The sequence below is a fragment of the Microcystis protocystis FBCC-A270 genome, from assembly GCF_050500235.1.
GTDB lineage: Bacteria > Cyanobacteriota > Cyanobacteriia > Cyanobacteriales > Microcystaceae > Microcystis > Microcystis ichthyoblabe_A.
Genome location: NZ_CP191407.1, coordinates 4024069 through 4050522 on the forward strand (window position 1 = coordinate 4024069; position 26454 = coordinate 4050522).

Consider the following 26454-nt stretch of genomic DNA (forward strand, 5'->3'; position numbering starts at 1 on the left):
GAACAAGGTCAAAATATTACCAATAAAAACGTTAATTATCATCAAAAAAGCTTGACTTAAGGTTATAATTGTGTTAGGCGATCAAATTCCCGAAGGTGTCACCATGTCCACTCAAGAACCCACCCTAACCGATGTTCTCAACGAACTGAAAAGCTTCCAAACAGCAGTAAATCAACGTTTTGAGGCGATAGATCTACGTTTTGAGGAAATAGACCAACGTTTTGATGCTATGGGACAACGCTTTCAGGAAATAGACCAAAGATTAGACAAGCTCGACTATAAATTTGACACCTACGAAAAAGCCTCCGAGAAAGTGCTGAGATTGGCCACGACAATTATTATCGCAGCCGCCACCGTAGCGGTTTTACCCTCGGCTTTTCAGGCAATCGGTCCCCTATTAACCCAAATCATCGCCGCCGGCAATAACTAACTTGTGATCGAGACTTGACGATTGCATGGTATGATAAAGGTTTTGGAACTATTGTTTTAGGTCAAGATCATGGCGAAACGAATGCAGGTTATCCTCAATCAAAAAGTCAGCAAATTAGGTGAAAATGGCGATGTGGTGGAAGTGGCACCCGGTTATGCGCGCAATTACCTTATCCCCCAAGGTGTGGCCGTTTTAGCCACCAAAGGCGCGATTAAACAGGCAGAATTTAGGAAAGAAAAAGAGCGTCAACGTCTCCTCGCCGAAAAACAAGAAGCGGAAACCAGAAAAACTGCGATCGAAAAACTCAGTCCCTACACCATCCCTAAACAGGTGGGTGAAAACGAGGCGATTTTCGGTACTGTCACCAGTCAAGATGTGGCTACGGTTATTCTAGAAAATGCCAAATTAGAAATTGATCGCCGTGGTATTACCGTTCCCGATATCGGTCAATTGGGAGTCTATAAAGTACAAGTCAAACTCCATCCCGAAGTTAGTGCCGATATCGAAATTAAAGTAATTGCACAATAAAAATTGTCGGGGCATAGTTATCAGTAATCAGTGAAAATTTATCAGAGCGATTAACTAGCTGATCGCTGATAGCTAATAGCCATTAAAATATCAAAAATTATGACTCATTCTACGGATATAAAAACCCTAGCACGCTGGATGGCGGCCGATTTTAGTAATCAAGAACAAGCTTTTGCTAATCCGCCTTTTTTTGCCCATATTCGCGTGTGTATGCGTCCTTTACCCGATGAATTACTGAAGGGAACCAGTTTATTTTTAGAGCAGGCCTACGATTTTATGCTCAATACTCCCTATCGTTTACGAGTATTTAAATTATCGGTAGTCGATGACCATATTGAACTAGAAAACTTTAAAGTTAAAGAGGAAGCTAACTTTTTTGGTGCTTCTAGAGAACCCCAGCGTCTCAAAAATCTCAGCTTAGAATTATTAGAACCGATGCCGGGTTGTGATATGAATGTAACTTGGACAGGTAAGAGTTTTAAAGGGGTGGTGAAACCGGGGAAACAATGTTTAGTCTTTCGCAAAGATAAAATGACTTATTTGGATAATAGTTTTGAAATTAGTGAACAGGGATTAATTAGCGTTGATCGCGGTTTAGATCCCGAAACCGATCAATTAGTCTGGGGTTCGATCGCCGGTTCCTTTGAGTTTGTGCGTCGCAGTAGTTTTGCTGAGGAAGTGTGAGAAAAATTCTCGGTTTTTAGCTATGAAAATCGCCACATGGAATGTCAACTCGATTCGCAGCCGACAAGATCAGGTAATTAATTGGTTACAACTCAATCCCGTTGAGGTTTTATGCTTGCAAGAAACCAAGGTAATTGATCGAGATTTTCCCAGAGAAGCTTTTGAATCTTTGGGTTATCATCTCTATATTTCTGGACAAAAAGCCTATAATGGTGTAGCGATTTTTAGCCAGAAACCCCTGGACGATATCACTGTGGGATTTAGTCCGATTATCGGCGAAAATTTAACGGGAGAACTAGACGAACAAAAACGTTTAATTACTGGAGTAATCGGCGATATTCGGATTATTAATCTCTACGTTCCTAATGGTTCTTCCCTAGATAGTGATAAATATATTTATAAGCTTAAATGGTTAGAAACTCTTAGGAAATATCTAGATAAAATTATTAATTCTCAACCCCAGGAATTATGTATCTGCGGTGATTTTAATATTGCCTTAGAAGATAAAGATATTTATGATCCCAAAGGCAAAGAAAATCATATTATGTCTTCAGCTAAAGAAAGAGAAGCTTTAGAAAAGGTCTTAGAAATTGGTTTACAAGATGCCTTTAGAAAATTCACCTCAGCAGCAGGACATTATAGTTGGTGGGATTATCGCAGCGGTGGTTTTGCTCGTAACCGAGGTTGGCGAATCGATCATCTTTATTTAACTCCTCAGCTATACGAAAAAGCCGTTAATTGTCTGATCGATCGAGAACCCAGAAAACAAGAAAAACCTAGCGATCATACCCCCGTTATTCTCGAAATATAAGGCAAAAATAGCTAACTTCAAGGAGGGTTTTTTCGGCTGGTGACAGTAAGCAATCAAACCACAGAGAAGATTAACGCAAAAATTAACAGGACTGCGGTGGTGGGAATGTTCAATCCCAGAGATGTTCTTGAGTTGGTCAATAATAGTCTCGACAATAGAACGCTTACGGGATAAAAGCTGGTCATGAAGGCGGATTAAGCGATTTTTCAGGTTCCGTTTGGGTTTAGCAAAAAACTCAATATCCGTCGTCGACAGGACAGAAAAGAGCTTCTCGACTAGACATAGATGGGTTGGGGGTGCTGAGTTTATATATTTTTCAGCTTACTAGCCCCCGCCTTTTCTTTCCACCCTTATCCCGAACTGACGTTAATATAAATTGGGTTAGGGATAGGCCGAAACGCTGCTGCTATCCCAGCCAGTCAACCTGATTTTTTGGTGGAATTGATGGCAAAATCTTCTTAGCCTCAACTAACTTTAATCAAGCCCAACAATTTCTCCCTTACCGGCAATCACTTCGCCGATTTGGTAGGCATTAATCCCAGAGGATTGTAGTTGATTAATAGTCAATTGCGCCAGATCTGATGGGACAATGATCACAAAACCGATACCCATATTAAAAGTATTAAACATGGCTTCGGGATTAACCGAACCCATCTGGGCTAACCAGTGAAAAATTGGCAAAACTGGCCAACTTTCGCGGTAAATCCGCACAGACTGCCCTTTACCCAAGCAGCGGGGCAAATTTTCCGGGATGCCACCCCCAGTAATGTGGGCCATGGCGTGAATATCTAACCCAGAGCGTAGCAGTTCTAGCACAGGTTTAACATAAAGTCTAGTGGGAGTTAACAAAACTTCACCTAAGCTAGAGCCGGCTAAAATTGCGGGGCAATCTTGCCAATTTAAGCCCTGGGTGTCGATAATCTTACGAACAAGACTAAAACCGTTACTGTGAACCCCACTACTGCCTAAACCGATAGCCACATCGCCGATTTGCACCTTACTGCCGTCGAGTAATTGACTTTTTTCGACAATACCGACGCAAAAACCCGCCAAATCGTACTCTCCCGCCGAATAAAACCCCGGCATCTCCGCCGTTTCCCCTCCCAAAAGAGTACAACCACTATCACGACAGGCACTAGCGATTCCCGATACCACCGCCGCTAACTGTGACGCTTCCAGTTTACCAGTGGCGAGATAATCCAAGAAAAATAAAGGTTCGGCCCCGGAGGTTAGGACATCGTTGACGCACATGGCCACCAGGTCAATTCCCACCGTATCATGGCAATTGAGACTATGGGCAATTTTCAGCTTGGTTCCCACACCATCAGTTCCCGATACTAACACCGGTTGCTGATAACCAGAAGGTAACTGAAAATAGCCGCCAAAACCGCCTAAACCGCCGATAACTTCGGGACGGAAGGTACTTTCCACATTTTGGCGAATTTTCTCGACGAAAGCGCGTCCCGCTTCCACATCCACGCCTGCTTCTTTATAATCCATGCCCAATTGACCGATTGTATCTCTCAAATTTTACCCGGATTTCAGTCCTATGGGAATTATGAGTTATAAATTATGAATTATGGTTCTTCGGTTTGTCTTATGCAACGGACAGGGTTATAAGGAATGAAACTCTTACAGAGAAAGGCATTTGGCAATTTAGGCATTAGGCAATAAGCAAAGGAGAATAAATAATCAGTTTTTAATAACCAGATTTAGTAAGTAGTCGTGCAAAATTAATTTCCTAGTGAAGATAGGCAAGAGGCAAGAGGCAAGAGCGGGGTTAGATATGTGTAATTAATTTTGCTTAGGTACTTAGCAGGATTTCCTAGGGATTTTTACTGATCAGAGAAAGGTTAGAACTGGTCGTAAAGTGAAAGAGATAACTATTTTGGTTATCGTCATTTCAGATAAGTCTGATACAATCTAGACTGGTTGAATCCTTATGAACTCTGGCATTGATATTCTCAATCTGAATTGAAATGACTATATCTAGATCACCGACGGTCAAAATTCCCTTGACTGAATCGGGGATGCGCGGAGATTGTAACAAAAATTATCGATTTCTTGACAAAAAACACCGATCATGCTATCAACTGAACCTAAAATCAGCAATTCCGGACAAAAATATTTAGCCTATCAAGATTGTCTATCCCCGAATCAAACCCTGTTACCCCTGACAGCCAAGGTTAATAACCGCGATTGTCTAGAAATCGGTGGTTGCGATGTGACCACCCTAGTGGAACGTTTCGGTTCACCCTTGTATATTATCGATGAAGTCACCCTCCGCACTGCCTGTGGTCAATACCTGCAAGGTTTCCAGACACATTATCCCGGAGAATCTAGGGTAATTTATGCCTCGAAAGCGTGGAATTGCCTGGCCGTATCGGCCGTGGTCGCTAGTGAAGGATTAGGTTTTGATGTGGTGTCGGCCGGAGAAATTCACACGGTGTTAACCGCTTTAGACCAGATCAATAAAACCGCTGTGCCAATATACTTTCATGGTAATAACAAATCGATCGCCGAATTAGAATACGCGATCGAGCATAACTGCATTATTATCGTTGATAACTGGCTAGAGTTAGAAAATCTGGTTAAATTAGGCGAAAATCGTCCTGATACCCCTATTCCGGTTCTATTGCGGTTAACCCCCGGTATCGAGTGCCACACCCACGAATACATTCGCACGGGTCACTTAGACAGTAAATTTGGTTTTGACCCCCATCAAATCGAAGCAGTATTTGACTATGTTTTAGCTCATCCGCAGCTGAATTGTCTGGGTTTACACGCTCACATCGGTTCCCAGATTTTTGAACGTCAACCCCACCAAGACTTAGCCTCTGTCTTGGCAGATTGGTTTAAATTAGGTTTAGAACGGGGTTTACCCCTAGAGCAATTAAACGTCGGTGGTGGTTTAGGGATTCGCTACCTTGAAAGTGATGACCCCCCAAGTATCGAGGAATGGGTACAAGCGGTGTCCTTAGCAGTGGCCAAAGCTTGTCAGGAAAGAGGTATCGCTTATCCGCTGCTTATTGCCGAACCGGGACGCTCTCTGATTGCCACCGCTTGCGTAACAGCCTATACAGTGGGTAATCGCAAAGAAATCCCCGAAATTCGCACCTATATCGCCGTCGATGGCGGAATGTCCGATAATCCCCGACCGATTACCTATCAATCGGTTTACCGGGCCGTGGTCGCCAATAAAATGAGTCAAGAATGTCAGGAAGTGGTGACAATAGCTGGAAAACATTGTGAATCTGGCGATATTCTAATTAAGGATATTGCGCTACCGAAAACCAACCCAGGGGATATTTTAGTGGTTTTAGCCACGGGGGCCTATAACTACAGTATGGCTTCTAATTACAACCGCTTACCCCGTCCAGCGGCGGTAATTGTCCAAAATGGAGAAGCTAATCTGATCCTTGAACGGGAAAATCTGGCGGATCTGCTGCGTCAAGACCGCTTACCCAATCGACTCTCCTTAATATAAACCTCATCGCTATTGTCCCCCCATGTCGGGTTTTTTTCTGGACCCTCGCCGGTTATTGTCCTGGATTCTCAGCCATGGTCTGTCATTCCTAGACTTTGGGTTAGTTCTCCTCCTTACCTATATGCTGCTGCTAATTATCGGCGAGCGGCGTACCTTTTGGATGGTGCGAGGACTAATCTACTTAATGCTGGCCTCGGTGATTAGCGATGCTCTAGGATTGCGCTTGCTGGGGTTAGTCCTAGAAAAATTGATTTTGGGGGCAGCTGTGGCGATCGCTGTGATTTTTCAGTCGGAATTCCGCCGTTTTTTAGAATTATTGGGCAAAGGTCAAGTGTGGGAGTTATTTCAGAAAAGTTCCCCCACTCCCAAGACCGATAATGTCATTGATGAGTTAGTGGACGCGGTGAAGGATCTATCTCAAAATCGCACCGGTGCGCTGATGGTATTAGAAACCAGTGGCAATCTCGACACCAAGGTGTTTGTCAATCCGGGGGTGATGCTAAATGGCCAAGTATCTAAGGAATTAATTCAAACTATTTTTCAAACTAAAACTTTACTGCACGATGGAGCCGTATTTATTCGGGGCGATCGAGTGGTGGCCGCTGGTGTTATTCTACCCCTATCGGAGCGCAGTACCTCTAGGCAATTAGGCACCCGTCATCGGGCAGCCATGGGCATTACCGAAAGGCTAGATAATTGTATCTGTATTGTGGTTTCTGAGGAAACCGGCTCGATTTCCCTCGCGTCCGGAGGTAATTTGGATCGGCCTTTAACCAGTAGTAAACTAAAAGAGCTGCTCGAAGCGAAGTTTTCTCCGTCGGGAGAGGGGGAAGTGGTCGCACCGAGTTGGGGACGTTTAGGGCGTACAATTGGCTTAAAAGGCCGTCTAATCTTAGAAAAATTCTCCCGTTCGCCTAGCGCAACCCCCAAAGATAGAAAATGACTGTTAAACCGAGCTTGTCACCAGAATTACCTACGGATTTAGATAAAAACCGTTTGCCTCAGCACGTCGCAGTGATTATGGATGGGAACGGTCGTTGGGCGAAAAGTCGTGGTTTGCCACGGACTATAGGCCATCAACGGGGAGTAGATGCACTCAGAGACTTGCTGCGCTGTTGTGGTGAGTGGGGGATTCCCGCTTTAACCGCTTACGCTTTTTCTACGGAAAATTGGGGTCGTCCCCTTGAGGAAGTAGAATTTTTAATGACTCTATTCGAGCGGGTTTTGCAGCGGGAATTGCAAGAAATGATGCAGAAAAATGTCAAAATTCGCTTTATTGGTAATTTATCAGCCTTGCCAGAGTCTTTAAGACGGGAAATTGCTAAATCTCAAGCAGAAACTAGCAAAAATTCCGGTATTCAATTTACGGTGGCTGCTAATTATGGTGGCCGAGAGGAGATCGTGCAAGCTTGTCAGGCGATCGCTCGTCAGGTGCAACAGGGTTTAGTCTCCCCAGAAGCGATCGATGAATCTCTCTTTGCACAGTATCTTTATACTGCCGGGATTCCTAACCCAGACCTGTTAATTCGCAGTAGTGGGGAAATGCGAATTAGTAATTTTTTACTCTGGCAAATGGCCTACGCGGAAATCTACGTTACTGACACCCTCTGGCCCGATTTCGATCGAGTGCAATTTCACCACGCTTTAAAAGATTATCAGGGTCGTCATCGTCGTTTTGGCAAATTATAAGGGCTACAGCCCAAATTTAGCGAAATAGCCCCTGTGGGGCAGTTAAAGGACAATTTTTGATTTTTCACTTTTTATCTTAAACTTCCTGGGGCAACGGTTAAACCGCGACGGGGGCCGTTTGTGATCCTCTCCATTTCCCCAATACGGTAATCCGTAAATCGGCCAGAGCTAGACTTTTTCCCCGGCTAAAATAAAATAGGATGGAAAATAACTATCGACGATAAGCAGTTTTAAGATTATGGGATTCTTTGACTCAGAAGTGGTTCAACAGGAAGCTAGACAGCTATTTGAGGATTACCAGTCCCTCACACAACTGGGCAGCGAGTACGGGAAATTCGATCGAGAGGGTAAAATCATCTTTATCGATAGGATGGAGGAGTTAATGGAACGCTACAAGATATTTATGAAGCGTTTCGAGTTATCTGAAGATTTTTCCGCCCAAATGACCGTAGAACAGCTAAAAACCCAATTAGGTCAATTTGGCATGACTCCGCAAATGATGTTCGACCAAATGCAGCAAACCCTTGAGCGGATGAAGGCAGAAATTCGCTAAAATTGCCGATATTTATCGGGTATTGGCTGTCTTTTGCCCGATAATGCTCTCTCCAGTTTACTGCTGAGAAATTTGGGGTTTCTGCGGTTTGCGGTTTTTTGAGAACGATGATCTAATAATTTTAAGTAGGTTAGCTGGTCACTAACCCCGCACTAAAAGCGACGGGGCTTGCCTAGACCAATTTAGGCGACGCAAGTAGAGACTACCGCATCGAGACACAATCTGGCCTAGACCTCCGAATACTTCCCTAGTTCGGATTCTCTCTAAGCTTTATTGGTAAAGCGTTGTTAGACAAGACATCTTGATTGTGTTGCGGGAAGGGACTTTAACTTTACTCTTAAGGATTATCTCCATGGCAAGAGTTCCTGTTATCTCAAAAGACGGAAAGCCGTTAATGCCCACCAAACCCAGTCGGGACAGACGGTGGATTAAGGAAGGAAAAGCTATCGGCAAATTCAACGACTTAGATATTTTCTATGTCCAGCTAACCACTGAATCCTCTAACAATAAAACCCAACCGATTGCTATTGGTATTGACCCGGGTAAATTATTTTCGGGAATTGGTGTTCAATCCTCTCTTTTTACTCTTTGGAAGGCTCACTTAGAACTTCCTTTTAAACGAGTCAAAGAGCGCATAGACAATAGACGGTTAATGCGAAGAGGACGTAGAGTAAGACGGATTAACCGCCAACTTTCTTTTAATCTAAGAGCGCATCGACAAAAACGATTCTCAAATAGAAAACAAGGAAAATTAGCTCCCTCAATCAGAGCTAATCGTCAACTTGAACTTCGAGTCGTTTCTGAACTAACCAAAATCTATCCAATTACTGACATTTACTTTGAGTACATCAAAGCCTATATTGATCTAACTTCTGGTAGAAAAGGAGCTAAGTCTGGAAAAGGTTTCTCGTCGGTTATGGTCGGACAGAAATGGGCTATTGAGCAACTGTCTCGATTGGCAACAGTCCATACTCGCTTTGGTTGGCAAACCTCTAATCTTAGAAAATATTTGCGACTAGAAAAGTCTAAAAATAAAGCAGAACAATCACCCGAAAGTCATGCTAACGATGGCATTGCTCTTGCCTGTTTTCAATTTTTAGATTATTTGCCATTTCACAATTCTAATGGACATGGATATGATTGGAAGGGTTATGTTAAAGTAACAAACGCTCCCTTTGCTGTCATCAAACGTCCTCCTGTTAGTCGTCGTCAACTTCACCTGATGGTTTTTTCTAAGGGTGGTAAACGACGTAAATATGGTGGCTCTACCACAAGACATGGGTTCCGTAAAGGAGATTTAGTTTCTTCTCCCAAAGGAATTGGTTATGTTAGTGGAGATACCGAAAAACAGTTATCTGTAAGCGATGCCAATGGTCAACGATTGGGACAGATGGCTGTTAGCAAGATTCAGTTAATTAGTCGTTCTAACGGTTTAATTGTTTCTCACTAACTTGTATAAAGCCGCCCTCCGTTATCGCTAAAGGGCGGGGTTTCAGACCCAATTTTTCGATGAACTCCAGGCCAGATTCACAGGAAAATATTGAGCCACCTCAGTATAGTGAAAAAACTAACCGTATTCAGGCAATCAGTCAACTGATTAAGGCGATCACCCCGTTAATTTGGGCTATAGTTGTTCTAGTGGTTATCGTGCCTCTTTTAGGGAAAATTTGGCTAGGAACTGCCAGCAATGAACCGTTAAAAACTAAGGTTGCTACCGAAACTAACCTAGAGATTCCCATCACTATACCCCAAAAATCTAACAGTAAAATCGATCGAGAAATTAGCCAAGCTTTACAGACAGCGAGAGCCAATTCTCAAAACTTCGCCCTAGGAGAAATTGAGGGATGGGTGGAGGAGTTGATGACACGAGTAGATCAGGGTTTTTTGCCTTGGTATTTTAACTATTTCAATCAAAAACAATTTGAGGGTAAGGCCTTTTTAAGCGGATTATACTCCTCGATCGCTCACTGGGTCAATACAGATAATCCACCCTCGGAACAGGTGGTGGCAGAAAATTTGACCAAAACTATTCAAACCGAGTTTACTAAACGGGTAATTCGTCCCCAAGAAGCACAATTACGTCTAGAGAGAATTACTAGGGATGCTGTTAATTTATATGTCAATAATTTAAGCAATGAATTAGAGAATATTCAGGCCAGTTATCAAATTCCCCAAGGTAAATGGGATCGTTATCTTAGCGATATAGCCATAACAATTCAAGATACCGAGGGCAATATTTCTAACACATCAATTAAACTTTTAGTCGGTGGTGCCACTGCTTTGGGAGTTAAATCTCTCATCCCAGTGGTGAAAGTGGGCAGCACAGTTTATTTGTCCCTAGCGGGAAAAACCGGGGCGAAAATTGCCACTAAAACGGGTGGAGCAGTAGCGAGTAGTTTTGGCGCAGAATTAATCGATCCAATCGTGGGAATTGGTTTGATAGTTTGGGATTTATGGGACTATCAGCACACGGTAAACATTGAAAAACCGATTCTGCGGGATGCCATTTTTAATTATTTACAAGAAGTCAAATATGATCTAGTCAATAATCATCAAGGTAGCGTCCTTTCATCCATTTATCAAATTGAAACCAGTGTCAATAAATCCCTAGGCAGAACCTAAATAAAATCATCTAAGTAGGTAGGCGTTAAAAATTATCATATATCCCCCTTATCAAGGGGGGATTAAGGGGGGATCGAACCTAAAATCCATTTTTAATTTAATTATAACCAGCTACTTAATTCTAACTGCGCCACCGTAAAATTTGTGCTTTAATGGGGTTGACAAAATCCCGTTTTTCTGCTTGAGATTTTTCGTATTCCTGCTTGAGGCGATAATACCATTTGGCCTGGGTATCGGCATCATCAATTAACATCAAAGCTGGATGATAACTAAGTCCTTCCTGTTGTTTAATCACCACATCGCGATCCTGTTTGAGGAATTGTAGAGTTAAATAACGCAAAAGAGGGGTTAAAAATGCCAACCAAGGAATCGTATAGTATAAACTTTGATGGACTTCGCAGTGATTTTCATCGATGGGAGTAATTGCCGTAAAAGCACAGGCCAAATAGCGATCGCCTCGTAGTATTTCTGTACGCACCGAGGGCAATTCAAAAACGATTTCAATCGATACCTTATTACCCAAAATTTTATAGGGTTTCGCACTTACAGGCATATCATAGGGAGCAAGACGAAAACCGAGGGGAACAGGTTCGTATTGTTTTTCCTTGACCCGAAATTTGCGCGGACCGCTGCGCCACCACCAAGAAGTATGAACGTAGGGACCGTGGGCCGGATCCATCAATCCCACCACTGCATGGTCAATATTGCAGTCAAAAGTGATAGTTTCGGCTATTTTGGGGGTAAGTTTGCCAAAATCGGCAATAGTCGGCACAGGAGGCAGATTTTCTCGATTAATTTCTCTTTTTGAGTCTGCCGGAATAAACACCCAGATATGACCTTGTATTTCACGACAGGGATAACTGGTGACACAAATTCTGCTAATATCAAGGCGATCGTGTTCCGTTAATGAGGGGATCTCAGAACAAACGCCATCGCTAGTGTTAAATTTCCAGCCATGATAGCAACAGTACACCCCATCCCCTTCAATCCAGCCATGGTGCAGCGGAATGCCACGATGGGGGCAAATATCCCGCAATGCGAACACTTCTCCATCCTCTCTCCTACCGACAACAATCGGTTCACCTAGCATTTTTTTGGCCATTAGCTGACCGGGTTTAAGTTTATTTGCCGGTGTGGCCACATACCAAAAGTCGCGCAGTAAGCTAGTCATAGGGTTTCTCTGGAGAGCTTCGATCGTTCATCCTATCATTAGAAATGAAGATTATGAGACTGGAAGCATAACTTTGCAGTAATTAGGAGGATGAGATTGCAGTAGGCAAGGCTGAAACCTGACAGGGGGACAAGAAAGCTGAAATCCATATATCGTAAACTTTTCATGATTTTAGCTCGAAAAAGTTCGCCGCACCATCTCTCACTTATTAATAATGATTCCTAGTAAGCTCGCTCCTATCCCTAATTCTTTCGTTAGCTTTTTGCCTAGAATCGCTCGATCTATTTCTAGCGAGAGAAGCCAGAAGCCTTTGTTGGCAAATTTTCTAGCTCGCTTGTCCCCCTGTCAGGGCTGAAACCCCTATTCTCTCGTTGACGAAACTCTACTCCTCATCAATGGAAACATAACGCTTCAGTGAGTCCAGAAAATTTGATGACCTTTCCTGCTGGAATTTTACAAAAGTTTACTTAAAATGATTCAGTTCTGTCTAATTATAGCGTTGCCTGTTCGCAAGAGGTACATTATCGATATTGAAAAGCTTAATCAGCAAAGGTTTAACTGTGCCACACAGGTATGATAAACGCTATATAATCTGTTTGATTAATCTAAACTTTTCGTTTTCCTTAGATTTTCCTCTAATTTATCTAAACGTGGGATAATCCATTGATTTTTCCAGTATTTAATCAGTTGATTACGATCTAAAATCTTCCATTGTAGTTGATTGGATTCTCCTAATAAATACTCTTGCCAATTCTCAGCTAGTGGACAACTATAATATCCTCTTTGCCAACCAATACTTAGCATATCTTCTGAAAATCCTAGTTCTCTTAGTCCTTTCTTTAAAACTCTTAGTTTCCAATTGGGACCTTGACCAAATTTATAAGTATCAAAAATGGTTTCTGGAACGACTTGTTTAATTAATTCCCAACTTCCGTTAGCCGTTATATGTAAATGGCTTTGACCTTTTGTATAACCTATAAATTTCCAGTTCATTAAACGGTTATATATTGCTGATTTTCCAAATGCTCCTAAAGTATCTATATAAACTAAATCAGCTTGTTTATTTTGTCCAGAAATAATGGATACTCTATTGTTATACTTTTCATAGAAGTGCTTTCTAACTTCAGGGAACATCAAACATAAAGCAATTAATTTACTGCTGAGAACTAGATTATAAGGAGGTACAGCACCTAAAATATAAGCAGTCATACAATTATATAATCTCTCTAGCTTTTGATCTTTTGTCCAAGTGATATACTGATCTCTAACTCCTAAACCAATAATTGGATCACTGAGGCCAAAAATACCAATTAATTTATTATTTTGTTCATCAAAAACTAAAAAACGTATTCTTCTACCATAACCAGTTGTAACAGGGATTGACCAAAAAGAAGTAGCATAAGTCCAAAGTTCTCTTTGTTTCTGGGTGTTCACAACTTCTAAGTAAGGATTGATTTTAAGAATATTTATTTCTTCAGGTTTAGCTAAACAATTTTTAAATTCCTCCTCATATTTTAAACCTTTTGAGTTCGTATGTTGAGCTAATCGATTTTGCATAAATCGTAAATCATCAACTATTAACTTTTGAGAGTCAAAATCCCATTCAACTCCATATTCAGATAACTTTGATAACAATTGATCTCGAACGTGATCTTTTTGGTGTTTTTTCATGTTTAAAAATGGAACTCATCCGAGGATTGAAGATTATTAGCATTTTGAAATTGACTGAATTCTGTAAACATCTGAACAAATAAAGGAGAACCCGTAAAAGACAAAGGGGAAACCGGACCGAGAAACATAAACGGATATTGTTTATTACTTTGAGGGTCAACAAATGATTTGTATAAGCTTAAAGCCTGTTTATCACTTACTAATTCTTCAATTTGTCTGTATTCACTACCAGAAGTTAAACCATATCCAAAAGCGTAAAGTCTTAATTGACCGACAATTTCTTTATGTAAAGATGCAATTGTTTGAGTAATAAACATATAACCCAAGCCGTATTTTCTTGTGGTTCTTACACCATCTACAAATGTTCTTGTTAGGTTGGACATTTCACTATTATCATCATTACCAAAAGAGGATTTAACAAAGCGATGAGCTTCATCAAGACAAATTAAACAGTTTAATTTTTTATCCTCTTTAAAGGCATTTTCTCCCGCTACTTTTAAAATTGTGCTAATCTCTTTAAGAATCAGTGCTTTGATTTCCTCATTATCTGCGAAAGTTGTACCCTCACCCTTAATATCTAAAAATACAATAGGCTTTTGCTCATCAGTAGCAGATTTTTGAACAATATGCCACAATGAGCTTCTATGATTACCTTGACTATCATTTTTAAGAAATAAATCTAATACAGGTTGCCAAATATCGTCTTTGATTCTTTGAAATTCTAGAGACTTCTGTGATTTTTGATAATCTGTATCATTCTCTTTTTCAAGAAAGCTATCAAGAGTTTGTTCTAATCTTTCCTTTGTTTGTTTGGTAGCATATATTCTTTGTAGAGCATTATTATCATCTCTAAGACAAGTTAATACATTAAGTAACAAATTGTCAGGAGAGTTATTCAATTCAAATTCTATGTTTTTTCCTTGCTGTTTTGACAATTGAGATAAAATAATTCTGATGATTCGAGCGATTTCTTCCGAAGCATAGTCTTGATTTTCTTTACTTCTAACTCCAATATTTCTATAAAACTCTGTTTTTAATAAAAGAGAGCAAAATAAATTTACAGCATTATTTTTAGTTCCTAATCTAATTTGATTAGTTAAACGATAAACTTCAACTTTTCTACCTAACTTTCGGAGCGAGTCATGCAGTTTAAAGGGCAAATCTGTCTGACTTGCAAATTGATTTTGAGGATCTATGAAAATGATGCCCATATTTTTATGTTGAGCATAACCTAGAAGCATATAAGCGGCTAAACCAGACTTACCAGAGCCACTTTTTCCAAAAACTCCGATATGATAAGCTTCTCCCGCACCCCCTTCTCCTCTATCAAAATGTTTTAACCAAAGAGGCATTTTAACATCAGTAGCATAAGCATTACCTAAGTAAATAATTTGATTTTTGTATTGCTCTAAAAGCTTATCTAAAATTTCATCTCGAACTGAAATAATAGGCGTACCCGTTGCCGGGGAAGTTCCTAACGTTCCTGCGGTGATTTTTCCATCTGGCGCAATACTAAAACAAGCCTGAACGTTTAATTTAGCTGTTCTCACATCTGCTTTTTCACTAAGATGAGGAAGTGAACCTCTACGCTTAATAATACCTCTAAAGGTTAAATCTTCATGCCAGCGATTTTGAGTTTCTATCTCACTAATTTGTCCGATAACCACTAAATTTTCTTGATCTTGCGGTTGAACCAGACAGACTAACTGCCCTAAATTTCTCTTTTTCTCACTTTTTTGATTAATATCTATAATAATTTCTGTCGTGTTACTCGGTGAACCAACGCTACCGATGTTAAATTGATCTGAGTGATTGTTGAGTTTGTCAAGTAAATCCATTGTCTTTTTCCTGTAATTTGATGAAGATTGATTAAGTTCTGTAAGATTGGGTCAACAATTGGAGAAAGTCAGGGTTATCACTAAATTGATATTGTACCACGGCTCTTAACGCTTCTAAACCATCACTAATACTTTTAGCCATCAGATCCGCTAAATATTGAGGATAAGGTTCTTTGATCTCTGTTGAAACAACTTGTTCTTTGATAGCTTTTAATACTTTGGCTAATTCAATTTCTGTATTAGCACAGCTTTCTTTCATTTCTATCCTATAAGCTGGCGACCATTGATAAGGTTTATAATAAGTAAAATATACTTTTCGGCTTTTAGGCAAAATAATAGCTTGGTTTAAGTCCTCTTTTATCTTGTCTCGCTTACCTTGAAAATCAAATTTACTTGAAACTGAAATATATAAATCTTTCCAAACTCGCTCTGTTTTTGTGGTTTGACCCACAGGTAACGGTTTAGTAAATTCACCGGCATTTAAAATTAATGTCATGCTGGTTTTATCGTCAAGCTTGAGGTCAAAGTTTTTTAAAACACTTAAGCCAATTTCTTGAGAAGAATCATATTTAACCATATATACTATATTGGGATTGGTCATCGCTTTTTTAAGAGAATCTATCAAGCTAAACCTATTAATGATATCCCATGTAGCTTGTTGAAAATGCGGTTCATCCAACGTTGACATACTGGTTAAGCTGTTAATTCCGATAACTGGTGTTTGATGAGAACCATCGGCAATAATCACATCATGTGGTGTTTGACTAATAACTAATAATTCTAAAGCTGTCATCGCTCCTCTAGTCACTTTAGGATTACTCTCAGAACTGTGCGGGAGAACATCTTGCCAATTTTTGTATTGAACTGAACCCCATTTTCGCTGATCTTCTCTAACTAATCCTTCAACACCAACACCAACTGCAATTAAAGTATCAGCACCAATAGATTTTTCAATAGCTTGTCCACCGTCAACCGCTGCAACAGAAGGAATAGGTGGGTTTTCTAAATCGTCAACTCTACAAATTAAATCATTATCATCCAAGATTTGATGCAGGGTTTTTCTTTGTTGTTGTAATTCATTGAAAAGTGGCTTGATTTTTTCTGCTATTTTAGGAGCATCTTCCAGAATGTCTTCTAGTAATTCATCTGGCAAGTTAGCATAGTTATCATTTTTATTGTTAGTCATGTTTAGAAAATCATAAAAAAACAATCTAAAGGCCAGAAAATCACGGGCTTGATATTTTTAGCTCACGACAGAGCGTTTTGTCTGACATACCGTAAATTTACCGAACATCAAGCCAGCTTGTCAGGTTTAGCTTTTGCCCGTTGCTGAAAGCTATCAAAATTAACTATGGACGTAACTGGATTCGAACCAGTGACCCCATCGATGTCAACGATGTACTCTAACCAACTGAGCTATACGTCCGTACGAATTGTTATTATAACACGATTGCTCCTAATTAGGCAAGCCCCTAGGCAGTAAATTGATAGCCAATTAACTTATAAATTAACTTGGCAGTGGTAAATTCCGAAACCACCGAATCACTAATCGGGGCCAATTCCATCACATCGCAGCCAATCACCTGATGAGTTTGGAAAAGACGACGGAGAAAGCCTAGGGTTTGATGCCAACTTAACCCCCCCGGTTCAGGTGTTCCCACCCCCGGAATTAAAGCCGGATCTATGCCATCCACGTCTATGGTTAAAAATACCTTCTCGGTGGTGATTTTGGCGATCGCTTTTTCGATCCAATTCGGATCACCGGCGATATCTCGATCCCAAACCACGGGAATCTGTTGTTTAGCAATTAATTCGGCTTCTTCCCGACAAATAGCCCGAATTCCCACGGGTAAGGTGGGTAAACCCATTTCTAACACCCGACGCATCACACAGGCGTGGTTATGGTGCGATCCTTCGTACTCAAAACGCATATCGCCATGGGCATCAATTTGAACCACCGTAAAAGGGTCCGATAAAGCCTGTCGGTAAGCTTGTACTACTCCCGTAGTGATAGCGTGTTCACCCCCGACGGCGACGACAAATTTATCATCGGCAATTAAACGAGAAACTGTAGCTGTGGTGACGGCTAACATCTCCTCGGCGGACAATTGCGGTTGTTGACGGGTATCTGCGATCGCATCATGGGTATAGATGCCCACTTCTAAACAGGTTTCCCTCTTAAGTTCCTCGTCATAAGCTTCCAATTGTTGGGAAGCAGTAATCACCGCCGCCGGCCCGGTTTCACAACCCTTGCGATAGGTGGTGGTGGCCTCGTAGGGAATCGGCAGGATTACGGCCTTAGCTTTGGCGTAAGTGGCGATCGCTTCACTCCCTAAAAATTGTTCGCTACCGGTGGCGCAAGACAATAACATGGGCAAGTCACAGAAAATTTTAGTCCAATCTTCTATTATAAATATTTTGACTATTTTTGTCTATCTCAACTGACTCCAAACGTATCTACTACAATAGCCACAACCCCTTATCTATCAATAGATACATCCCTTAACTTTTTTTGCTGTACCCATGTTTATTCAAGAATGTTTGTCAGAGTATCCTAATTTTGAACAATTTGTCTGGGATTTGGAAACCCGAGGAGTTTCTGATATTGATATTCCCGTTCTGATATTTGTTGCCAGATGAAAAAGAAAGCCAGATGTTGAGAATCAAAATGGGTGATAGCGAGAATCAATTATTAAAAAATGTTCAGAAATCAATGTAAGGAAGAAAAAACAAGGTACAATTACTTAAATTTTTTCAAACTTGATCAGAATGGTTAATACCCCTCCTCCCACTCCTTGTCTGCCCCAAAATGAACCAGATGCGAATCGGCGGGCTGATTCCCTCAATCTTCAACGCCAAGCCTATAGATACGACTATCAGTATCTCCCACCCTTAGTCCTCATGGAATCCGTGCCTGCAGCGGAAAACTTTTCCCTTCAGTACATTACTGAACGGTTGGCGGCAACTGCGGAACTACCGGCCAATATGCTGGCTGTCAAAGTCAAATCTTTTTTAGATCCCCTCGATGAGCTACAAGATTATGAGGACTTCTTTGCCATTATCCCCTTACCCAAAATCGCCAAAGTCTATCAAACCAATGATGCCTTTGCCGAACAACGTCTATCGGGAGCTAATCCCCTAGTATTACGTTTACTGAAGCCGGGGGATGCTCGCGCCCAAGTTCTCAATCAAATCCCTAGTTCTAAGACAGATTTCGAGCCATTGTTTCAGGTCAATCAAGAATTAGCAGCGGGAAACATTTATATTGCCGATTATACGGGTACGGACATTAATTATCTCGGTCCCTCTTTGATTCAAGGGGGAACCCATGCCAAAGGGCGAAAATATTTACCGAAACCCAGGGCCTTCTTTTGGTGGCGGAAAAGTGGCATCAGAGATCGGGGCAAATTAGTTCCGATCGCTATCCAATTTGGGGAAAATGCGGAAAAGCTTTATACTCCTTTTGAGAAAAACCCCCTTGCTTGGCTATTTGCTAAAATTTGTGTTCAGGTGGCCGATAGCAATCACCACGAGATGAATTCCCATCTCTGTCGAACTCATTTTGTCATGGAACCGATCGCGATCGGCACGGCCCGGCAACTGGCAGAAAATCATCCCCTCAGTCTTCTGCTTAAGCCACACCTAAGATTTATGTTAACGAACAACCATCTGGGACAAGAGAGACTGATCAACCCTGGTGGACCGGTGGATGAATTATTGGCCGGCACCTTGGGCGAGTCGATGGCACTGGTTAAGGATGCCTACGCAAACTGGAATCTTCGAGACTTTGCCTTTCCTAAAGAAATAAGTAACCGGGGTATGGACGATACGGAACGACTACCCCACTACCCTTACCGGGATGATGGGATGCTGGTTTGGCAGTCTATTAATCAGTTTGTTTCTGATTATCTCCATTATTTTTACCCAAACCCCCAAGACATCACTAACGATCAAGAATTGCAAGCATGGGCCGGGGAATTATCTAATTCTGCGGCAGATCAAGGGGGCAATGTGAAGGGAATGCCGGCCAATTTTACGGATGTAGAGGACTTAATTGAAGTCGTTACCACAATTATTTTTATCTGCGGGCCACTGCATTCAGCTGTTAACTATGGTCAGTATGATTACATGACTTTTGCCGCTAATATGCCCTTGGCCGCTTACTGTGATCTTCCAGAAGCGATTAAGGATACTACAGGATCAATAATTGGAGATGCCAGAGGATCAATTACCGAAAAAGACATTCTTCAGCTATTGCCTCCTTATAAAAAGGCTGCCGATCAGTTACAAAGTCTGTTCACTTTATCCGACTATCGATACGATCAATTGGGCTATTACGATAAAGCTTTTCGAGAACTCTATGGCCGGAAGTTTGAGGAGGTTTTTGCCGAGGGTGATCAGGCAACAATTACGGGCTTCCTTCGACAATTTCAGCAAAATCTCAATATGAACGAACAAGAGATTGATGCCAATAATCAAAAACGGATCGTACCCTATACCTATCTAAAACCTTCTCTAATACTCAATAGCATCAGCATTTAAGTCTAAGATAATATCTCTAAGCTTGGCTTTCAACTTTTGCTATTTTACCCTGAAAAAAATCCCCCGGTCTTAGGGGGGATTTTTATTAGCGATCGCCGATCTTGTAGGGTGCGTTCCCTAATGCAACTTCTACCGCTCCACAGATCGATTTTTGGGGAACGCACCATGCACATTGATTGAAGTTGTAAGTCTAGGCGTTGCAGAATCAAGGTATGATACTAAATCCGTTGAGTACAGGCTAGTTATGAGGAGAGGCAAAAGGCAAGAGGTAAAAGGCAAAGGGGAATAAATAATCAGTTTTTAATAACCAGATTTAGTATGAATGCCAACTGTGCATCGTATCCAAAAGTTAGTTTGGGTCTAGCGGCAAGATGTAGGCAGAGTAGTCAAGTGAAGTGTCCCATGCCTGAGCCTCACCTTGTATTGTAAAGTTTTGTAAAAAATATATGCAAATGACTGCAAACAACTGCTAATATGGTTAGTACAAGTTTACGTTGCAGTTCACATGAAACTATCAGATTATGCTAAGAAAAAAGGGATCAGTTATGACACTGCTTGGAGAATGTGGAATCGAGGGCAGTTACAAGGAGAACGTCTTCCTACAGGAACAATTATTATTTTTGAAGATGACCGTTCTTGCGGTGAAAATAAAGTAGCTATTTATGGGCGAGTTTCTAGTTCAGAAAATCAATCTGACTTAGAGACTCAGGCAAAAAGATTGGAAGCTTATTGTATTGCGAAAGGCTATCAAATTGTTCGAGTAGTTAAAGAAGTAGGAAGTGGAGTCAATGATCATCGAAAGCTATTATTAAAACTTCTAGAACAAACTGATTATAATTTGATTGTCGTAGAACATAAAGATCGTTTAAGCAGAGTAGGGTTTAATTATCTGAAAGTTCTTTTAACTCAAACAAATAGAGATCTAGAGGTCGTTAATCTAGCAGAAGAAAGAAAAGACGATTTAAGGCAAGACTTCCTGAGCATAATTACCTCATTTTCCGCTCGATTATACTCATTAAGACGACGAAATAGAAAGACAGAATGTTTAATTAAATGCCTTGAGGAGAATGATGAAATTAGTTCAAAAACATCTAATTAAATTTAATCACAAAAATTATTCAGTAATTGATAAATTAGGATTTTTATCGAAGAATCTGTATAATTGTGCTGTTTATTTAAACCGTCAAGTTTTCTTTTCACATCAACCATTTTTAACAATGACTGAGTTACATCATGCCTTAAAAATGAGTCCAGATTATCAAGCCTTACCCGCCAAAGTAAGTCAGTTAGTATTAAAGCAAGTAGAAAAAACCTTTAAATCCTACCAAAAAGCGAAAGAACAATACAAAAAATCGCCAGATAAATTTACAGGAGAGCCTAAGTTGCCAAGATACAAAGACAAGGAAAAAGGTAGAAACGTTTTAACTTATAACTATCAAGCCATTTCTAAAAAAGCGTTGAAGCAAGGTTTAATCAAGCTATCAGGGACTAATTTAGAATTTAAAACTAATTTAAAGAAAGTCTTAGAGGTCAGGATTATTCCTAAATTGGGTGCTTATTGTTTAGAGATTGTCTATGAACAACCATCCTCATCAAGTCAAGAGGGAGAAAGATATGCTTTTATCGATTTAGGCTTAAATAACCTAGCTGCTGTTACCTCTAATATTCCCGAATTTCAGCCAACTTTAGTATGTGGAAAAGCCTTAAAATCCTGCAATCAAAAGTACAACAAGACACTAGCTAAACTCAAATCGGAATTACCCAGTCTCCAGAAGACCAGTAAAAGAATACAAGGTTTAACTTTAAAGCGTAATTGCCAGGTGGATTATTACCTCCACACCGCTAGTAAATATATTATTGATAAATTACTAGCTCATCAAATTAACCTTTTAGTTATTGGTCATAATCAAGGCTGGAAACAAAACATTAATATTGAAGATAGAAATAACCAGTCATTCGTAAATATTCCTCATTCAAGGTTTATCGAACAACTTACCTATAAAGCAAATTTAGTAGGAATAGAGGTCAAAACAACTAATGAAAGCTATACCTCTAAATGTAGTTTCTTGGACTTAGAGTCTATTCAAAAGCAAAAAAGCTATTTAGGCAAGAGAATTAAAAGAGGACTATTCAGAAGCTCGTCGGGTTATTTCTATGGAGCAGATATTAATGGTTCCTTAAATATTGGAAGAAAGGTAGTCGGAGAGGCCGCCTTTAGCGGGAATCCGATAGAGAGGTTCGTAGTTAACCCAGTACGGGTCAAAGCGTACAAAGCTAATTCTAGATGCAATATTTGCCTACAGAATTAGTAACTATTAGATAAAGTCTCTCCAGGAGAAGTGATTGAAGTTGCAGGCTCCTGAAAGTTGTGTTGGCGAAAGCAGCATAACTCCGCATCCCTGAGGATATCTCGATCCCAAATCACGGGAATCTGCTGTTTCTTCTCGACAAATAGCCCGAATTCCCACGGGTAAAGTCGGTAAACCCATTTCTAACACCCGACGCATCACACAGGCGTGGTTATGGTGGGAGCCTTCGTACTCAAAACGCATATCGCCATGGGCATCAATTTGAACCACGGTAAAAGGTTCCGATTAAGCTTGCTGGTAATCTTGTACTACTCTCGTGGTGATAGCCTGTTCACCCCCGACGGCGACGACAAATTTATCATCGGCAATTATTGGTTTCCTGCGGGCGATAATCTGGAAATATAGCCATCAGTTGGGCTGCTTCATATTGCTGTAACAAAAAACAATTATCCCCCGATAGCGATCGCTAAAGGTCGAATAATTATCAATTTTTGTCAAGAGGTGCGGTCAGATCTAAGAATCATCGCTAGAAAGAATGAGCCTAATTGTCAGGAATTTAGTTAAACAAGGTTTTTGGCAATATACTAATCTGGCTAACAAGCTTTTGGGCGTGATATAGGGAAAAGTTCTGGCGATAGTTGACCCATATCGTTACTCTGGAGATTGTTATACAGAAAGTTGACCTATAATATGTGGTTAGGCGTTTGAACACCCTCCACTCTCTCTTTGGTCCGAAATCATGAATTGAACAAATTTACTGGGGACTTAAGCATGACTACATCTGAAAGCGCCCGCTATCTTATGGCAAGAACGAACTTAGCATTTGAGCATCCTGAACTTGCAGTCTCTCTAGGGGATGCTGCCAAATGTTGGTCTTGTAAAATTGGGCTAAACGTAGGCTTGGGCGCAGTCATTGCTGCTGCAATTGCGGCGGCAGTTGCTACTGGCGGACTTGCCCTTATTCCAGAAGTTGCTGTGATTGCTGCGGCTACTGGTCTTTCAGAGGCAGTAGTGGTGGAAATTTTATCAAGTGTTGTTGGTGGAACAGCAGCTGTAGAGCTTATGATTGAAGAACTCTGTAAAGCTATGGGGGCATATAATTAGAGAGATCCCCTATATAATGGTAATTCTATGGGGTAAAACTTTTGGCTTGAGGGGTGTGGCAATTTTGTATTATGAGGATTTATTTTGATATGTGCAGCTTGCAACGCCCACTTGATACCAAGACGCAAATTCGAGTTGCTGTTGAAGCTGAGGCTATTCTCAATGTCATCTCATTGTGGGAAGCTGGGCAATTTGAGTTAGTTTCTTCACAAGCCTTAATGTTTGAAGCTGAACAAATTACGCCTTCTCCAAGAAAAGCATATATTTTAGAAGCGTTATCGAAGGCAGACTTATTTCTCCAACCAAATAAGCAAATCGAAGAACAAGCGCAAGTGTTTGTCAACTCAGGTATCAAACCACTTGATGCATTGCATTTAGCTTTTTCGGTTGAGGCAGAAGCAAATTATTTCTGTACATGCGACGATAGATTTTTGAGACGGGCTAAAGAAGTTGATACTTTGCAGACCAAAGTTGTTTCTCCTCTTGAACTGATTACGGAGCTATCGCAATGAGCAGTCAAACAAAATCCCTGAGCGAAATTACGCAGCAAGCAATTCAAGTCCTATCTAAAGAAATTGGCATTGCCAGTACAGTACGTTTTCTAAATCAGTTTTCAACTGGGTATGGCAACTATACAGAAGAACGCGAAAGTCTATTCAAAGACTTAACACTAGATGAGATTTTGAAGCGTATGCAAGACACCTAACAATTCAAATTCAGCGGAAGGTCAGGAGATATTGGTGCTGAGTTAGACGTCCTCTGCCGCCGCTTATCTTAGCCGTTATACTGAATCGGTTTTTAATAGCATGATTAACTCCCAATCCCACTTGAAAAACCCGCTCCCTTCTCCACACTGCTGTAACAAAAAACAACTATCCCCCGATAGCGATCGCTAAAGGTCGAATAATTATCAATTTTTGTCAAGGGGTGCGGTCAGATATAGGAATCATCGCTAGAATAAGCCTAATTGTCAGGAATTTAGTTAAACAGGGTTTTTGGCAAGATGCTAATCTGGCTAACAAGCTTTTGGGCTTGATATAGGGAAAAGTTCTGGCGATAGTTGACCCATATCGTTACTCTGGAGATTGTTATGCAGAAAGTTGACCTATAATATCTAGTTATATTTTCAAGAGAAGAGAAGAGAAAAAATGTTATCAACACTTCTAAGTAAAGCCGTACAAAAAGCTCAAGAACTGCCAGAAGCAATTCAAGACGAACTGGCAGAGCAGTTTATTGAAGACATCGAAAATGAAATCCAATGGCAAGAAACATTATCTAAACCCCAAGACAGCTTAATTCTCAAAGAACTTGCTCAGAAAGCTATTGCGGATTCAGAAAACGGACAGACTGAAGAAATGGGATTTGATCAGCTATGAAGTCGGAACTAAATCCAGATTTCGTCGGCTTATTTCAACAGCTACCAGAAAGAGTGAAAAGAACAGCCAGAAAAAATTACAAGTTATGGAAAGATAACCCAAGTCATCCAAGCTTAGAATTTAAGGAGGTCAATCAAGAAGACCAGATCTGGTCAATCAGAGTCGGTATAGGTTGGAGAGCGCAAGGGAAGAATCAAGAGTAAGAATGTAATTGTTTGGTTTTGGATAGGCTCTCACCCAGAGTATGACCAATTGTTAAAGAAGTTGTGAACCAAGAAACCTAACAAATCACCGCACCCGAAATAATAGTGAAATTTTGTGACAAAGTGCAGTCATATCTAAGAATCTTTGCTATGGTTATGGAAAGCTTCTGTGATAAGTTTCCTTAAAGGAGATTGTTTGCAGTAAGCTAATCTGGCTAACACGCTCTTGGGGGTGATATAGGGAAAGTTGACCCATATCGTTACTCTGGGGAGTTTTGTGCAGAAAGTTGACCTATATATAATATTTATGCCGACGATCATATGCTAGAGATGCCTCAAGGTGTGACAGCAGCTATAATTAAGAGCAGTTTTTCTCCAAGCAGAAAACTTGCATCCTGTAAAATTTAATACAATAATTATACAGAATACACTTACAGCATGACTTCATCTTCATCTTCGAGTATTGGCAGAACTCTTACTCTTGTTATCCCTGCCCTTTTAAGTTTAGTGGTCAGTATAGTTGGTGGTGTTACAGTTTTTCGTATTAATGATAAAAAGACTGATTTAAACTACAGTGTGGTCACATCAGCAGTATTTTCCGGGCAAACACAAAATACAGCCATTGTTGGTGTAGTTATCAATAACCCAGCCCAAAAAGAATTAGAGAACGTTCGTGTAATTGTTCCTTTGGGAAATGCAAAATTGACCGAACCTAAAGTCATAGGCTTGCAACCAGGCTCATACACGCAAGTTGTTGATGCCAAACAAATTGAAATTCAAGTTCCTTATCTAAATCCGCAAGAATCTTTCTCACTTCAGCTTTTGTTAGCATTATCTTCTAATAGGTGGAATATTAACAATTCTTCGGTATCAGTTCGAGCAAAAGGAATTACAGCAATTCCTACATCTTCGACAGCTCGGAATGATGGAGTTCTGGAATTTCTAGTTCCAGCAGTTACCTCTGTATTAGCGCTACTCGTTTTAGCCTTTAGCCGTTCATCGATCTTTTCACCGCTCTTTTACACCAGAAAACATGATTCAGATCAAAGGGATGTAGTTGCCTATATTCTCGGAGTTTATGAGTTTTATCAGGAAGCTGCTCAAATACGAACTTTAGAGAGGAAGACCCCTTACTGGGCACTTACTGATTCTCTTGCAGAAAAATGCTTATCATCCGGCGATCACACCAGGATTCAACAAGGTATTCAATGCCTTACAAGCTTATTATCATATGCTGATATACCAGACACTTCACAATTGCTTATTCACTATAATCTAGCTCGACTAGCTGCTGCTGTTGGTGATTTAAAGCTTGCAAGAAATCATCTTGAGTTAGCACGTAAGGGGAATCACTCTGTTATTAATATGCGTATCAGTTTTGATAAAAATTTATCACAAATTGTTTGAAGCCAGAAACGTTTAATCCTGTAATAAAA

The 26454-nt window shown here is 40.5% G+C and carries 25 protein-coding genes, 1 tRNA gene and 2 pseudogenes; 19 read left to right on the forward strand and 9 right to left on the reverse strand.

The features are described from left to right. Positions 1–70: 70 nt before the first annotated feature. The 4 genes from ACQY1X_RS19610 to xth all read left to right on the forward strand — a co-directional run bounded on the left by ACQY1X_RS19610 (position 71) and on the right by xth (position 2453). The gene (locus ACQY1X_RS19610) at positions 71–430 is read left to right on the forward strand and encodes a hypothetical protein (protein ID WP_002737039.1); all 360 of its coding nucleotides are present in this window, start codon (positions 71–73) and stop codon (positions 428–430) included. A gap of 69 nt (positions 431–499) precedes the next feature. Beyond that, on the forward strand, positions 500–958 hold the full coding sequence (gene rplI / locus ACQY1X_RS19615; protein WP_002737358.1) for a 50S ribosomal protein L9: 459 nt from the start codon (positions 500–502) through the stop codon (positions 956–958). A 99-nt stretch (positions 959–1057) separates the two neighbouring features. Beyond that, positions 1058–1642 (forward strand): chromophore lyase CpcT/CpeT, encoded by a 585-nt coding sequence (locus tag ACQY1X_RS19620; RefSeq protein WP_430015033.1) that lies wholly within the window; start codon positions 1058–1060, stop codon positions 1640–1642. Positions 1643–1664: 22 nt separating this feature from the next. Further along, entirely contained in the window at positions 1665–2453 is a 789-nt protein-coding gene (gene xth / locus ACQY1X_RS19625; protein ID WP_002744083.1) for an exodeoxyribonuclease III, read from the forward strand. Positions 2454–2471: 18 nt separating this feature from the next. Here xth and ACQY1X_RS19630 read toward each other — a convergent pair. Both ACQY1X_RS19630 and purM read right to left on the reverse strand, forming a co-directional pair. Next, positions 2472–2684: pseudogene (locus ACQY1X_RS19630) on the reverse strand (transposase); the annotation flags it as partial. Between the two features lie 243 nt (positions 2685–2927). After that, positions 2928–3953, reverse strand: coding sequence for a phosphoribosylformylglycinamidine cyclo-ligase (gene purM / locus ACQY1X_RS19635; RefSeq protein WP_069475095.1), 1026 nt, complete (start codon positions 3951–3953; stop codon positions 2928–2930). Positions 3954–4536: 583 nt separating this feature from the next. Here purM and lysA point away from each other — a divergent pair. From lysA to ACQY1X_RS19665, 6 genes are all read left to right on the forward strand, one after another. Beyond that, complete coding sequence (gene lysA, locus ACQY1X_RS19640; RefSeq protein ID WP_123230298.1) at positions 4537–5940, forward strand: diaminopimelate decarboxylase; 1404 nt, start codon at positions 4537–4539, stop codon at positions 5938–5940. Positions 5941–5962: 22 nt separating this feature from the next. Continuing rightward, positions 5963–6883, forward strand: coding sequence for a diadenylate cyclase CdaA (cdaA, locus tag ACQY1X_RS19645; protein ID WP_002790821.1), 921 nt, complete (start codon positions 5963–5965; stop codon positions 6881–6883). Then, positions 6880–7629, forward strand: a complete 750-nt coding sequence (uppS, locus tag ACQY1X_RS19650) for a polyprenyl diphosphate synthase (RefSeq protein WP_430013390.1) — start codon at positions 6880–6882, stop codon at positions 7627–7629. The genes cdaA and uppS overlap by 4 nt, the downstream gene beginning before the upstream one ends. A gap of 238 nt (positions 7630–7867) precedes the next feature. Further along, a complete protein-coding gene (locus tag ACQY1X_RS19655) occupies positions 7868–8182 on the forward strand; it encodes a DUF1825 family protein (RefSeq protein WP_002738222.1) in 315 nt (104 codons plus the stop codon). A 352-nt stretch (positions 8183–8534) separates the two neighbouring features. After that, positions 8535–9632 carry an RRXRR domain-containing protein gene (locus ACQY1X_RS19660; protein WP_430013391.1) on the forward strand — a complete coding sequence of 366 codons (1098 nt, stop codon included), beginning with the start codon at positions 8535–8537 and terminating at the stop codon, positions 9630–9632. A gap of 59 nt (positions 9633–9691) precedes the next feature. Then, entirely contained in the window at positions 9692–10804 is a 1113-nt protein-coding gene (locus ACQY1X_RS19665; RefSeq protein ID WP_002776369.1) for a hypothetical protein, read from the forward strand. 121 nt (positions 10805–10925) lie between these two features. On the opposite strand, the gene ACQY1X_RS19670 is transcribed toward ACQY1X_RS19665, so the two are convergent. The 6 genes from ACQY1X_RS19670 to speB form a co-directional block, all read right to left on the reverse strand. Further along, positions 10926–11975 carry a Rieske 2Fe-2S domain-containing protein gene (locus ACQY1X_RS19670; RefSeq protein ID WP_002735996.1) on the reverse strand — a complete coding sequence of 350 codons (1050 nt, stop codon included), beginning with the start codon at positions 11973–11975 and terminating at the stop codon, positions 10926–10928. Positions 11976–12575: 600 nt separating this feature from the next. Continuing rightward, complete coding sequence (locus ACQY1X_RS19675) at positions 12576–13646, reverse strand: Druantia anti-phage system protein DruA (protein ID WP_002736881.1); 1071 nt, start codon at positions 13644–13646, stop codon at positions 12576–12578. A gap of 2 nt (positions 13647–13648) precedes the next feature. After that, entirely contained in the window at positions 13649–15484 is a 1836-nt protein-coding gene (locus ACQY1X_RS19680; protein ID WP_002735930.1) for a helicase HerA domain-containing protein, read from the reverse strand. Between the two features lie 31 nt (positions 15485–15515). After that, complete coding sequence (locus ACQY1X_RS19685) at positions 15516–16670, reverse strand: DNA double-strand break repair nuclease NurA (RefSeq protein WP_123230273.1); 1155 nt, start codon at positions 16668–16670, stop codon at positions 15516–15518. Between the two features lie 166 nt (positions 16671–16836). Continuing rightward, positions 16837–16910 (reverse strand) — tRNA-Val (locus ACQY1X_RS19690). Between the two features lie 46 nt (positions 16911–16956). Continuing rightward, a complete protein-coding gene (gene speB, locus ACQY1X_RS19695; protein ID WP_002736468.1) occupies positions 16957–17856 on the reverse strand; it encodes an agmatinase in 900 nt (299 codons plus the stop codon). A gap of 397 nt (positions 17857–18253) precedes the next feature. Between speB and ACQY1X_RS19700 the strand changes: the two genes are divergently transcribed. The 3 genes from ACQY1X_RS19700 (at position 18254) to ACQY1X_RS19710 (ending at position 22335) form a co-directional block, all read left to right on the forward strand. After that, on the forward strand, positions 18254–20026 hold the full coding sequence (locus ACQY1X_RS19700) for a lipoxygenase family protein (protein ID WP_288125519.1): 1773 nt from the start codon (positions 18254–18256) through the stop codon (positions 20024–20026). A gap of 505 nt (positions 20027–20531) precedes the next feature. Then, a complete protein-coding gene (locus tag ACQY1X_RS19705) occupies positions 20532–21125 on the forward strand; it encodes an IS607 family transposase (protein WP_430013393.1) in 594 nt (197 codons plus the stop codon). Further along, positions 21097–22335: an RNA-guided endonuclease InsQ/TnpB family protein gene (locus ACQY1X_RS19710; RefSeq protein WP_430013394.1), complete on the forward strand. Its 1239-nt coding sequence runs from the start codon at positions 21097–21099 to the stop codon at positions 22333–22335. Before ACQY1X_RS19705 ends, ACQY1X_RS19710 begins: the two co-directional genes overlap by 29 nt. An 86-nt stretch (positions 22336–22421) precedes the next feature. Here ACQY1X_RS19710 and ACQY1X_RS19715 read toward each other — a convergent pair. After that, a pseudogene (locus ACQY1X_RS19715) lies at positions 22422–22707 on the reverse strand (arginase family protein); the annotation flags it as partial. Between the two features lie 399 nt (positions 22708–23106). Between ACQY1X_RS19715 and ACQY1X_RS19720 the strand changes: the two are divergent. From ACQY1X_RS19720 to ACQY1X_RS19745, 6 genes are all read left to right on the forward strand, one after another. Next, the gene (locus tag ACQY1X_RS19720) at positions 23107–23439 is read left to right on the forward strand and encodes a hypothetical protein (RefSeq protein WP_123230578.1); all 333 of its coding nucleotides are present in this window, start codon (positions 23107–23109) and stop codon (positions 23437–23439) included. Between the two features lie 71 nt (positions 23440–23510). Continuing rightward, complete coding sequence (locus tag ACQY1X_RS19725) at positions 23511–23951, forward strand: PIN domain-containing protein (RefSeq protein WP_259679044.1); 441 nt, start codon at positions 23511–23513, stop codon at positions 23949–23951. Continuing rightward, on the forward strand, positions 23948–24145 hold the full coding sequence (locus ACQY1X_RS19730; protein ID WP_002750230.1) for a hypothetical protein: 198 nt from the start codon (positions 23948–23950) through the stop codon (positions 24143–24145). Before ACQY1X_RS19725 ends, ACQY1X_RS19730 begins: the two co-directional genes overlap by 4 nt. 442 nt (positions 24146–24587) lie before the next feature. After that, on the forward strand, positions 24588–24815 hold the full coding sequence (locus ACQY1X_RS19735; protein WP_002735396.1) for a hypothetical protein: 228 nt from the start codon (positions 24588–24590) through the stop codon (positions 24813–24815). Next, positions 24812–25018, forward strand: a complete 207-nt coding sequence (locus ACQY1X_RS19740; protein WP_002774168.1) for a hypothetical protein — start codon at positions 24812–24814, stop codon at positions 25016–25018. Before ACQY1X_RS19735 ends, ACQY1X_RS19740 begins: the two co-directional genes overlap by 4 nt. 438 nt (positions 25019–25456) lie before the next feature. Continuing rightward, positions 25457–26425 carry a hypothetical protein gene (locus tag ACQY1X_RS19745; RefSeq protein ID WP_002737733.1) on the forward strand — a complete coding sequence of 323 codons (969 nt, stop codon included), beginning with the start codon at positions 25457–25459 and terminating at the stop codon, positions 26423–26425. The last annotated feature ends 29 nt before the right edge of the window (positions 26426–26454 follow it).

Coding starts and splice junctions, on each gene's coding strand:
- speB (WP_002736468.1), bottom strand. CDS start 17,856: ATGTTATTGTCTTGCGCCACCGGTAGCGAACAATTTTTAGGGAGTGAA.
- ACQY1X_RS19685 (WP_123230273.1), bottom strand. CDS start 16,670: ATGACTAACAATAAAAATGATAACTATGCTAACTTGCCAGATGAATTA.
- ACQY1X_RS19700 (WP_288125519.1), top strand. CDS start 18,254: ATGGTTAATACCCCTCCTCCCACTCCTTGTCTGCCCCAAAATGAACCA.
- ACQY1X_RS19720 (WP_123230578.1), top strand. CDS start 23,107: ATGACTACATCTGAAAGCGCCCGCTATCTTATGGCAAGAACGAACTTA.
- xth (WP_002744083.1), top strand. CDS start 1,665: ATGAAAATCGCCACATGGAATGTCAACTCGATTCGCAGCCGACAAGAT.
- ACQY1X_RS19730 (WP_002750230.1), top strand. CDS start 23,948: ATGAGCAGTCAAACAAAATCCCTGAGCGAAATTACGCAGCAAGCAATT.
- ACQY1X_RS19745 (WP_002737733.1), top strand. CDS start 25,457: ATGACTTCATCTTCATCTTCGAGTATTGGCAGAACTCTTACTCTTGTT.
- ACQY1X_RS19725 (WP_259679044.1), top strand. CDS start 23,511: ATGAGGATTTATTTTGATATGTGCAGCTTGCAACGCCCACTTGATACC.
- rplI (WP_002737358.1), top strand. CDS start 500: ATGGCGAAACGAATGCAGGTTATCCTCAATCAAAAAGTCAGCAAATTA.
- purM (WP_069475095.1), bottom strand. CDS start 3,953: ATGGATTATAAAGAAGCAGGCGTGGATGTGGAAGCGGGACGCGCTTTC.
- ACQY1X_RS19710 (WP_430013394.1), top strand. CDS start 21,097: ATGAAATTAGTTCAAAAACATCTAATTAAATTTAATCACAAAAATTAT.
- ACQY1X_RS19740 (WP_002774168.1), top strand. CDS start 24,812: ATGAAGTCGGAACTAAATCCAGATTTCGTCGGCTTATTTCAACAGCTA.
- ACQY1X_RS19680 (WP_002735930.1), bottom strand. CDS start 15,484: ATGGATTTACTTGACAAACTCAACAATCACTCAGATCAATTTAACATC.
- ACQY1X_RS19670 (WP_002735996.1), bottom strand. CDS start 11,975: ATGACTAGCTTACTGCGCGACTTTTGGTATGTGGCCACACCGGCAAAT.
- ACQY1X_RS19735 (WP_002735396.1), top strand. CDS start 24,588: ATGTTATCAACACTTCTAAGTAAAGCCGTACAAAAAGCTCAAGAACTG.
- ACQY1X_RS19660 (WP_430013391.1), top strand. CDS start 8,535: ATGGCAAGAGTTCCTGTTATCTCAAAAGACGGAAAGCCGTTAATGCCC.
- ACQY1X_RS19705 (WP_430013393.1), top strand. CDS start 20,532: ATGAAACTATCAGATTATGCTAAGAAAAAAGGGATCAGTTATGACACT.
- uppS (WP_430013390.1), top strand. CDS start 6,880: ATGACTGTTAAACCGAGCTTGTCACCAGAATTACCTACGGATTTAGAT.
- lysA (WP_123230298.1), top strand. CDS start 4,537: ATGCTATCAACTGAACCTAAAATCAGCAATTCCGGACAAAAATATTTA.
- ACQY1X_RS19655 (WP_002738222.1), top strand. CDS start 7,868: ATGGGATTCTTTGACTCAGAAGTGGTTCAACAGGAAGCTAGACAGCTA.
- cdaA (WP_002790821.1), top strand. CDS start 5,963: ATGTCGGGTTTTTTTCTGGACCCTCGCCGGTTATTGTCCTGGATTCTC.
- ACQY1X_RS19675 (WP_002736881.1), bottom strand. CDS start 13,646: ATGAAAAAACACCAAAAAGATCACGTTCGAGATCAATTGTTATCAAAG.
- ACQY1X_RS19665 (WP_002776369.1), top strand. CDS start 9,692: ATGAACTCCAGGCCAGATTCACAGGAAAATATTGAGCCACCTCAGTAT.
- ACQY1X_RS19620 (WP_430015033.1), top strand. CDS start 1,058: ATGACTCATTCTACGGATATAAAAACCCTAGCACGCTGGATGGCGGCC.